Annotated in this window: 7 protein-coding genes; 2 read left to right on the top strand and 5 right to left on the bottom strand. The window is 29.4% G+C overall.

Features of this window, described 5'->3' with window-relative positions; all coding sequences use genetic code 11:
* Positions 1-411: 411 nt before the first annotated feature.
* The 4 genes from ACJDUG_RS06595 to ACJDUG_RS06580 all read right to left on the bottom strand — a co-directional run bounded on the left by ACJDUG_RS06595 (position 412) and on the right by ACJDUG_RS06580 (position 5,623).
* Positions 412-1,509, bottom strand: a complete 1,098-nt coding sequence (locus ACJDUG_RS06595; RefSeq protein WP_406769087.1) for a 6-phosphofructokinase — start codon at positions 1,507-1,509, stop codon at positions 412-414.
* Between the two features lie 335 nt (positions 1,510-1,844).
* The gene (locus tag ACJDUG_RS06590; RefSeq protein WP_406769086.1) at positions 1,845-2,684 is read right to left on the bottom strand and encodes an undecaprenyl-diphosphate phosphatase; all 840 of its coding nucleotides are present in this window, start codon (positions 2,682-2,684) and stop codon (positions 1,845-1,847) included.
* Between the two features lie 148 nt (positions 2,685-2,832).
* On the bottom strand, positions 2,833-4,437 hold the full coding sequence (gene pckA / locus ACJDUG_RS06585; protein ID WP_406769085.1) for a phosphoenolpyruvate carboxykinase (ATP): 1,605 nt from the start codon (positions 4,435-4,437) through the stop codon (positions 2,833-2,835).
* Positions 4,438-4,645: 208 nt separating this feature from the next.
* Positions 4,646-5,623, bottom strand: coding sequence for a type I phosphomannose isomerase catalytic subunit (locus tag ACJDUG_RS06580; RefSeq protein WP_406769084.1), 978 nt, complete (start codon positions 5,621-5,623; stop codon positions 4,646-4,648).
* Between the two features lie 207 nt (positions 5,624-5,830).
* Here ACJDUG_RS06580 and ACJDUG_RS06575 point away from each other — a divergent pair, with 207 nt between their 5' ends.
* Positions 5,831-6,679 (top strand): YitT family protein, encoded by an 849-nt coding sequence (locus tag ACJDUG_RS06575; protein ID WP_406769083.1) that lies wholly within the window; start codon positions 5,831-5,833, stop codon positions 6,677-6,679.
* Between the two features lie 30 nt (positions 6,680-6,709).
* On the opposite strand, the gene ACJDUG_RS06570 is transcribed toward ACJDUG_RS06575, so the two are convergent.
* Positions 6,710-8,914, bottom strand: coding sequence for a tetratricopeptide repeat protein (locus tag ACJDUG_RS06570; protein WP_406769082.1), 2,205 nt, complete (start codon positions 8,912-8,914; stop codon positions 6,710-6,712).
* Positions 8,915-9,221: 307 nt separating this feature from the next.
* Between ACJDUG_RS06570 and ACJDUG_RS06565 the strand changes: the two genes are divergently transcribed.
* A complete protein-coding gene (locus ACJDUG_RS06565) occupies positions 9,222-10,232 on the top strand; it encodes a CapA family protein (protein ID WP_406769081.1) in 1,011 nt (336 codons plus the stop codon).
* Positions 10,233-10,260: the final 28 nt, after the last annotated feature.

Below are 10,260 nucleotides of genomic sequence, written 5' to 3'. Positions count from 1 at the left end.
CTCTCAATTTAAAAGTTTGAATTCTTAAGCTCATCGCTTACTTTAATTAAATAAAAGAATTGCTGGTTTTTTACCTTATTATATATCTGTTTAATTTTCAAAGACCAATTTGTTTGCCGTCATCTGACAGCTTTTATATCTTATCATGTCGTTTGTTGTTTGTCAACATAATAAATTAATTCTTTCGACGCTCTTTAGCGACGACATTTAATATATTAGCAAATATTATTTGTTAGTTTTATAAATTATATACCATAAAACTAAAATAATTACAAGTATCTCTAATTTCCTATTTTATTCTTCATATCTCACATAATGATACACTAGGGATAGTTTATATAAACTTACATATAAAAATGCGGAGAGAACCTCATTTACTGTTCTTCCCGCATTCTTCTTATAATAGTAACTTTAATCTCCAAATGATATTCCAATACTTCTTGCAACTCTAACGATATCACCATTTGGATCAACATTCTTTGTTTTACCAATTACATTTTCAAGTGCTTCATAGGATATTTCATTACCCTTAAGACAAACCATATTTCCAAACTTTCCTTCACTAATTAAGTCCATGGCTGCAACCCCATATCTTGTTGATAACAATCTATCATAAGTGGAGGCATTACCACCTCTTTGCAAATGGCCTAACACTGTGCTTCTGATTTCATGATCCTTTACTACTCTTTCCAAATCAAAAGCCAGTTTATTTGCTATTCCACCCAATCTAATTGGGTCTGGGCTATCCTCTACAATTTTGCTTATAACAACATCTCCGTCTTTAGATTTCGCTCCTTCAGCTACTACAATAATGCTGAATACCTTACCTTGTTTCTTTCTATCATTTATCTTATCTACTATTTTATTTAAATCATATGGGATTTCTGGTATTAAAATTACATCTGCTGAGCCAGATATTCCTGACTCTAATGCAATCCATCCTGCATTTCTCCCCATAACTTCAAGTATCATAATTCTATGATGTGATTCTGCTGTAGTATGTAATCTATCTAGTGCCTCTGTTGCTACCCCAACAGCTGTATTAAACCCAAAAGTAACATCTGTAGAAGCTAAATCATTATCTATAGTTTTAGGAACCCCAATAACCTTTACTCCTTTTCTTGCAAAGTCCCTAGCGCTAGTAAGTGTTCCATCTCCACCTATGACAACCAATGCATCAACACCAGTATTTTTTAAATTTTCTACGGCAACGTCTGAAACATCTTTCTTTACCATTTTCCCATTTTCTTCAATAGAGTAGTCAAAAAGGTTATCTTTATTTGAACTATACAATATAGTTCCTCCTCTATGCAATATGCCAGATACAGTATCAAGATTTAAAGGTATATAGTCATTATTATAAAGGCCTCTATATCCAAATTTATATCCTATAACTTCATATCCATATTTTAAAATAGCTGTTCTAGTTGCTGCTCTTAATACTGCATTTAATCCAGGGCAGTCTCCGCCTCCTGTTAAAAGTGCAATTTTCTTTATTTTATCTGCCATTTATGTATACCTCCAAAACTTTTTAAATTTATTATACAATTTAAAATTCTAAATTTAAACATAATCCTACATAATTTGCATTTGTTCTAAATTTGAGTATCATTATCTAAATATGTCAAATAATTAATCTAAATAATTGTATTAGTATAACATAAATGTATACTATAATAGGTCATGATAAGAATGAAATAATCACATCTGATCATTTTCTTTTAAATTTTTTAAAAAATAAATATAAGCAGCATTTAATTTAATTTTAGTATTCACATTGAATAATAAAAAATACATAAAAAAACTCAGGAATAAATCCTGAGCAATAAATCATTATTAGATTATTATTTAGTTACAACAATTACTTTAAGAGCAGCTAGTACTAAAAGAACTATTCCAAGTAGTATTCTATAAACCGCAAAAACTCTCATAGGTTTTTTATTTAAGAAATTAATAAACTTTTCTACTACTAATAGCGCAACTAAAAAAGCAACTATGAAGCCTAAAATTAGAGCGATGATTTCAATTGATGTCATTGTAGGCCTGTCCTTAATAAGATCTAAGCCACTTGCTGCTAACATCGTTGGTATAGCAAGGAAAAATGAAAATTCAGCAGCTACTGGAGTCGATAAGCCGCTAATCCAGCCACCCATTATTGTAGAAGCAGAACGTGACATACCTGGCCATAAAGAAAGACATTGAAATATACCTATTTTTAAAGATTGCATAGGACTAACATCATCTATGTCTCTTGTTTTATTAGTTCTCCTATATTTGTTTTCAATAATGAATAATAATAATCCTCCGACTATCATAGCTATTGCTACAGTTAAAGTATTGAATAGATATTTGTCTATCTTTTTCTTAAATACTAAACCAATAACAGCAGCAGGTATAAAAGCAATAGCAATGTTAAACCAAAGTTTGAATCCTGATTTCTTTACATTAAATAGGTTTCCAGGTCTTAAAGATTCAGAAATCTTTCTCCAATATAAAACAACAATTGCTAAAATTGCTCCTAATTGAATTACTACTTCGTAAAAGATAGCAAATTTATCTGTAAATCCTATAAAGTGGCCTATTATGATCATATGCCCTGTAGAAGATATTGGAAGAAACTCAGTAATACCTTCTACAATGGCGATAATAATAGTCTTTAATAAAAAAATTATATTAGCGTACATTTCATCACTCTCACTTTCAATATGTATTATTGCACAAGTTTTATTATACTATATATTTGTTTGTATTAGAACGAGAAACTAAAAATTTAACATTTAAATAATAAAGGATTTAACAATACTTATGGCATTGCTAAATTCCTACAATTTACTATTTCTCTAAGGCAATTTCATAGATTATCTCATCATTACAATCTGCCATTGGCCCAGCATTAATTATTTCCTCTGGAACATCTTTAAATTTACTAAAGTTCTTCCTAAAGTTATAAGCTAATTCTCTAGCTTTAATATCATATTGATCCTTATCTTTCCAAGTACTTCTTGGGTTTAAAATTTCCTTTGGGACATTTGGAATTTCATTTGGTACTAAAACTTTAAAAACAGGATTTAATTTATATTCTATATTTTTTAGAGTTCCATTTAAAGCTGCATTTACCATTAATCGGGTGTAAGCTAATTTAATTCTTTCGCCTTTGCCATACCCACCGCCTGACCAACCTGTGTTTATAAGATATACTTCTGCATTGTATTTTTCAATTTTTTCACCTAAAAGTTTCGCATAAACTGAAGGATTCATAAGCATAAAAGGCTCTCCAAAACATGCAGAAAAGGTTGCTTTTGGTTCTGTAATTCCTCTTTCAGTGCCTGCAAGCTTACTTGTATATCCTGACATAAAATGATACATAGCTGCTTCTTTTGAAAGCTTAGAGATTGGAGGAAGAACTCCAAAGGCATCAGCAGTTAAAAATATTATTGTATTAGGATGTCCTCCACGACCACTAGGCTCAATGTTCTCAATATAATTTATTGGATATGCAGCCCTAGTATTTTCTGTCAACCTATCACTATCATAATTTGGTGTTTTATCATCATTTAGCACAACGTTTTCCAATATAGTACCAAACTTAATTGCATCATAAATTTCTTTTTCTTTTTCTTTTGATAACTTTATAGTCTTAGCATAGCAGCCGCCTTCAAAATTAAATACTCCATCACTGCACCAGCCATGCTCATCATCTCCAATTAGCCTTCTATCCGGGTCTGCTGATAAAGTTGTTTTTCCAGTACCGGATAAGCCAAAAAAGATAGCTGTATCTCCATTTTTTCCTATATTTGCCGAACAATGCATAGGAAATACACCTTTTAGAGGTAATAGATAATTCATTAAGGAGAACATAGACTTTTTAATTTCTCCAGAATATTGGGTTCCACCTATTAATATTATCTTCTTTTCAAAATTTATAATTATAAAAGCCTCTGAATTAATTCCATCTACTTTTCCGTTTGCTTTAAAATCTGGAGCTGCAACAACGGTGAAATCTTCCTTAAAACCTTGCTGTTGACCTTTATTTGGTCTAATAAAAAGCTGATTTGCAAATAAAGCTTGAGAAGCATACTCACTAATAACCCTTACAGATATTCGATAATTTTCATGTGCTCCAACAAAGCCTTCAAATATATATAAATTCTTCTCCATTAAGTGATTTAATACTTTATTAAATAAGCTGTCAAAAACTTCTTCTTCTATTGGGATATTTACCTCTCCCCAATTGATACTTTCATTTATACTTTGCTGCTTAACAATAAACCTGTCCTTTGGAGATCTTCCAGTGTATTTTCCAGTTTCAACAACAAAGGCACCAGTTTCTGAAAGCACACCTTCTTTGTTCTTAAGTGCATGCTCTACTAAGTCTGAAACAGGTAAGTTTCTATAAATACTTTTATTAGTCCCTAACCCTAAATAATCAAGAAACATTATTAGATCCCCCCGTTTTATACTTTATGTATAATTACTATTTAATTATTGCATATAAGCAATAACTTTGCAAGAAATAATTTACGTCTAAGAGACTTTGATTTATTTTGAAGACATTTCATTCAATTTTCTGAAAATAATATCCATATAACTTATTACTTTTTATAAATAAGTAATAAATCATATGGATGTCATTATAAATAATCTATTAAAATATTACATTTCTTAGAATTTCACTTTTTACCTTTTCAACATCTGGAACATATGTTTTAAGAATCTTTAAGTTCCCGTATATTTCATAGTCTCCTAGACTTGCTGGAATTAATATGCTTTCCCCTAAATCAATAGTTTCTTTTCCGCCTTTAAATAAAATTTCACCATTACCTTCTACTACTAAATATATATAAAATCTTTCAGGATCACTAACTTCTTTAACACTTGAGGTAATATCATATAATTCTAGAGAAAAATTTTCACATAAGCAATAATAAATTTTACTATAGCCATCATATTTAACCTCTAAACCCCTGCTTTTTTCTCCAAATAAATTTAAGTTTATAACGTCCATAGCTTTGTCTAAATGAAGTTCTCTTCCTCTATTGTAATCATAAACTCTATAGGTTGTATCGCTATTTTGTTGTATTTCAGCTATAATTATTCCTCCACCAATAGCATGTATGAGTCCGCTTTTTACAAAATAAACCTCACCCTTTTTAACTGGAATAACATTCATATATTCATCAAATTTGCCTGTTTCCATTGCTTTTTTAAATTGTTCCTTAGTACAGTGTCTTGTTCCAAGTACTATATTAGCGTCTTTAGAAGCTTCAACTATATACCACGCTTCTGTCTTCCCAAGTTCTCCCTCAGCTATTCTAGCATAATCATCACTTGGATGAACTTGAACAGAAAGCTTTTCTTTAGCATTAATTAGCTTCACAAGTAATGGAAACCATGATTTGGAAACTTCCTTGCCTATAATTTCTTCTTCTTTTATGTCTATAAGCTCACTGAGCTTCATACCTTTAAATTCGCCATTTGAAATAATACTAGTACCATGAGGATGGCAGGCAACATCCCAGCTTTCACCAATATCGCCTTGAGGAAGATTATTTCTAAAATTACTAAAGTCCCTTCCTCCCCAAATCTTGTTAAAATATATATTTTCAAACTTTAAAGGGCCCAAATTAATTCACCTCGTATAATACTATTTAACTTATTGTACTATGGAATTTAGTTTTTGGCAAAACTATGTAAAGAATTAAATTTATAATTATAGAATTATTAATTGTTGAAGTAGAATATTTATGTTAATATAATGCTGTTGAAATTAATCATTCATATTTTTACTTATTCGAAGCAATTTATTCATATTTTCTTGGAGGTAGTTCAAATGCTTAAACTTTTAAAGGAATATACTTTAATAATTCTTGGAAGTGCTATTTTATCAATAGCCGTATCTGCATTCTTGGTTCCTTCAAAAATAGGTATAGGCGGAGTTACTGGTATTGCTATGGTTATAAATCATTTCTTTGGCCTTAAAATTGGTATTCTAACCATAGTAATGAACATTCCATTATTTATTTTTGGCTTTAGATTGGTAGGAAGCAAATTTGCAATAAGGAGTGGTTTCGTAGTTATTCTTTCATCCTTACTCATTGATTATTTTAATTCTGCCTTTAGCTTTAAGCCTATTGATGATATGCTTCTGTCAGCTATTTTTTCAGGTGTGCTTTTAGGTGTTTCAGTGTATTTAATTTTTATGTCTTTTTCTTCTACTGGAGGATTGGATATCTTAGCAAAAATCATTCAAAATAAGTTTAAAGGTCTTCAGCTTTCAAACATCTTATTAGTACAAGATATCCTAGTTTACTGTTTAATAGCATATGCTTATGGTCCTCGTTCAGTTATGTATGCACTTATAGCTAGTTTTATAAGAACTAAGACACTAGATGCTATTCAAGAGGGTATAGCCTCCTCACGGCAATGTATAATAATATGTGAAAATTCCAAACAAATAATAAACGACATAAATACTAGACTTGTTAGAGGAGTTACTGTATTAGATGCAGTAGGCGGTTATTCTAATGATAAAAAGAAATTTATTTATGTTGTAATCCAAAGAAACCAGCTAAACGCGTTAAAAACTATAGTTAAGGCAATTGAACCTTCCGCCTTTATAGCAGTTTCTCCTGTAAATGATATACTGGGTAATTATAAACAATCCTTAACTATGCAATAAAAAGGTGGAGTGAACTCCACCTTTTTTTATTTAATAAAATAATACTAAATCGGGTACCTTAAGGGTTTTAGATTTTCCAATATTGTATTGATCTAAAAAATCCTTTGCCTTTTTATAATTTGCCTTTATAGTATCTGATGTGTATTTATCAGTTGTACTATTAATACCTTCTACTGCCTTCCTTAAATTATACTCACCCTTCTCAAGATTTTGGTCAACAGATATATAGTAACAACCCGCGTTATTCAATGTTAGAATATCCTCTTGATCTGACCCGTAAGCATACCTTATTTCTTTTATTCCATCTGCAGGTTTTCCATTTAAAAGATAGATAGTTCCTAATGTCCTATGATACTTAGCTACACTATCATTTATTGAGATGCACTGCTTTAATAAATTAATAGCATCATCAGTTTTATTATTAGATATATCTATTTGAGCCATATTGTATTTTATTTCAGGTTCTTCTGGATTAATTAGTTGTGCATAGTCAAAATATTCCATTGCCTTAGCAGTATCTTTTGTAGTATACCAATTGAAATTGGCTACTGTTAACATAATATTGTAATTGTAAGGTTCTTTAAATATTGCTGTTCTAAAGTATGGATCAGCATCCGCATTTTTCCCCTCTGCCTTCAATATTTCAGGCATTAAGAAGCCATAATTATCTGTATAAGACTTATTTTTAATTATAGATTCCCTGCAGTATTTTTCAGCATTAACTAGGTCCTTCTTATTTAAATAATACCAGCCTGCTGTATGAAAAACTCTATAATCGCCTTTATTATTATCAATTACATTTTTTAAAAGTTCATCAGCTTTATCATTTTGTTTTAAACCTTGAAGAACAGAGGCTTCTATAAGCTTTACTTCAATTTTACCTACATCCTCATTTTTTAATTCCTGCAGTATTTTATTAGCCTGATCCGCAGTTGAATCACTTAATGAGTATATTTTAGCCAGCCACATTTTATAAGCTAAATCATTAGGATTCTTCTCTGAAAGAGTGGTAACATTTTCAAGTAATGTATCCCTATTATATACAGATACCTGCGCTAAAATATCATATATCTTATATTCGTCCTTATCAATAATCCATGCAGCTCTTAGCTCTTTATATCCTTGATCCCATTGACCATCTAACATTAGCATTCTAGCATATTCAGCTGTATCTACAGATGATTTATAATCAAGTGGATAATTAGTTAATAGATTTTTTGCTTTATCCTTTTCATTATTAGCCTTATACACAGTAAACATAGTTTTAATTAATCTTTTATCTTTCGGAAATTGTTTTAACGCCTCTTCACCTTGAGTTAAGGCAGTTTTATAGTCTTTATTCATAAATTCTGTAAAGACTATATAATTAAGCACCTCAGAATTCTTGCTTCCAAGTTTTAGAGCATCCTCCATAGATTTTTTAGAGTTTTCAATGTCACCTTTAATGGAGTATATTTCTGAAATCTTAGCATCCCAAAGCCCCTGGCCTTGATTCTTGTCCTTAACTTTAATGTTTTTGTATTCCTCTATTGCCTTATCGTATTCCATATTGTAATAATATTCTTCTGCTTTATTTTCTGAAATAACATATCTCTGACTTACGGGAACAAAATCATTATAAGCCTGATTAACTGAAAAAACTAATGCTGCTATTAAAAATATACCAACTAAAGAAAATGATATATATGCTCTTTTATTTTCTTTAAACTTTACTTTAAAATTTACTAAGCTTCTTCTAATATTTTCTTTTGTAAGACTACTCCTTATTTTTTTATAAACCTCAATGATGTTTTCTTTAGTAAATGTTTTTCTTACTTTATTTAATCCTGCTTTAATGTTTTCTTTTGTAAATACATTTCTTACTTTACTTAATGCTGTTTTAATTTTCTCTTTTGTAAATACATTTCTTACTTTATTAAATGCTGTTTTAATTTTCTCTTTTGTAAATACATTTCTTACTTTATTAAATGCTGTTTTAATGTTTTCTTTTGTAAATACATTACTTACTTTATTTAATGCCGTTTTAATTTTCTCTTTAGTAAATACATTTCTTAATTTATTCAACGCTGCTGCTAGCTTCTCTTTAGTGAATGTTTTTCTTATTTTATCTAATCTTATTTTTATTTTATCTTGTGTGAAAATCTTTTTTATTTTCATAAAACATATCTTTAACTTCTCTTGAATTTTTAAAAGCTTGTCCTTATTAAATATATCTTTAATTTCTTTTAATTTCATTACTACACCTCTTTTTTAAGATGATATATAGCTATTCTAACAAAATAATCTACAAAATACCACAAAAACAACTTAGAAAATAATTCTATTTCTATTTATTCTATATAATATAATATGTTAAAATAAATAAAGTAAATATTAAACCTATAAATTTCAATGGGTGGAGGAATTAACTTTGAAGAAAAACCGAAAAAAAATATTTTTTATTATTTTATCTTTAATTTCGATTTTTTTACTTTCGTTTTTAATTAGTTACAATTATAGGTATAAAAAAAATACTATACAACAGGATACCGCATTAAACCAAATGGATACATCAAATAAAATAGAAGAAGCAGCTCCTGCTGCATCTACTCCTGCTCCTGTTATAAGCGAAGTTACCATAAGCAGTGTAGGCGATTGTACCATTGGATCAGATAGTAAATTTTCTTATAATGGTTCATTTATGCAGGTTTTTCAAAATAATAATAAGGATTATTCTTATTTTTTTAAAAACGTATCAGATATTTTTAAGAAGGATGACTTAACAACAGCTAATCTTGAGACAACCTTTACAAATGCTGATGTTAAGGCAGAAAAAGAATTTACTTTTAAAGCTCCACCTGACTATGCCAAGGTATTAACTGATGCCTCAATTGAAGGTGTAAATATTGCAAATAATCATATTAGAGATTATTTAACTAAAGGACTTTCTGATACTAAACAGTCACTTAAAGCGGTGGGAATTAATTATTTCGGTGAAGGAGAGAAGTGGATAGCAGAAGTTAAGGGAATCAAATTTGGATTTTTAGGCTATACAGGTTTTTACTATGATGATAATTTTTTAAATAATTTAAAGAAAGACATTCAGGATTTAAAGAATGAAGGCTGTTTAGTTATAATAAACTTTCATTGGGGAGTAGAAGGTTCAAATTATCCAAATAATACTCAAAAATATTTAGCCCATTATTCTATAGACAATGGTGCTGATCTAATAATTGGTCATCATCCTCATGTGATTCAAGGCATGGAATTTTATAAAGATAAGCCCATAGCATACAGCCTAGGTAATTTCTGCTTTGGTGGAAATAAAAATCCAAGTGATAAGGATACATTCATATTGCAAAGTAATTTTAAATTTGAAAACAAGAAATTAATTTCTTATGGTATTCGAGTAATCCCCTGTAGCATTTCTTCTGTAAGCTATAAAAATGATTATTGTCCTATTTTGCTTACAGAAAATAAAAAAGATGCTTTTCTAAAAAGAATAAATAGCTATTCCTTTAATTTAAATTTTAAACTTAGTGATAATTTTCATGATATTGCTGTCAATAATTAATTTATAGTATATAATTAACTAGGTCACA

The sequence above is a fragment of the Candidatus Clostridium stratigraminis genome (assembly GCF_045310675.1).
Taxonomy (GTDB): domain Bacteria; phylum Bacillota; class Clostridia; order Clostridiales; family Clostridiaceae; genus Clostridium_AT; species Clostridium_AT stratigraminis.
The sequence above is the reverse complement of the archived record's forward strand: the minus strand, read 5'-3'. Positions and strand labels throughout refer to the sequence as shown.

What these genes read in the sequence shown, in the direction of transcription:
- ACJDUG_RS06570 (WP_406769082.1), bottom strand. Translation starts at nt 8,914, where the DNA reads ATGAAATTAAAAGAAATTAAAGATATATTTAATAAGGACAAGCTTTTA.
- pckA (WP_406769085.1), bottom strand. Translation starts at nt 4,437, where the DNA reads ATGTTTCTTGATTATTTAGGGTTAGGGACTAATAAAAGTATTTATAGA.
- ACJDUG_RS06565 (WP_406769081.1), top strand. Translation starts at nt 9,222, where the DNA reads ATGGATACATCAAATAAAATAGAAGAAGCAGCTCCTGCTGCATCTACT.
- ACJDUG_RS06595 (WP_406769087.1), bottom strand. Translation starts at nt 1,509, where the DNA reads ATGGCAGATAAAATAAAGAAAATTGCACTTTTAACAGGAGGCGGAGAC.
- ACJDUG_RS06590 (WP_406769086.1), bottom strand. Translation starts at nt 2,684, where the DNA reads ATGTACGCTAATATAATTTTTTTATTAAAGACTATTATTATCGCCATT.
- ACJDUG_RS06575 (WP_406769083.1), top strand. Translation starts at nt 5,831, where the DNA reads ATGCTTAAACTTTTAAAGGAATATACTTTAATAATTCTTGGAAGTGCT.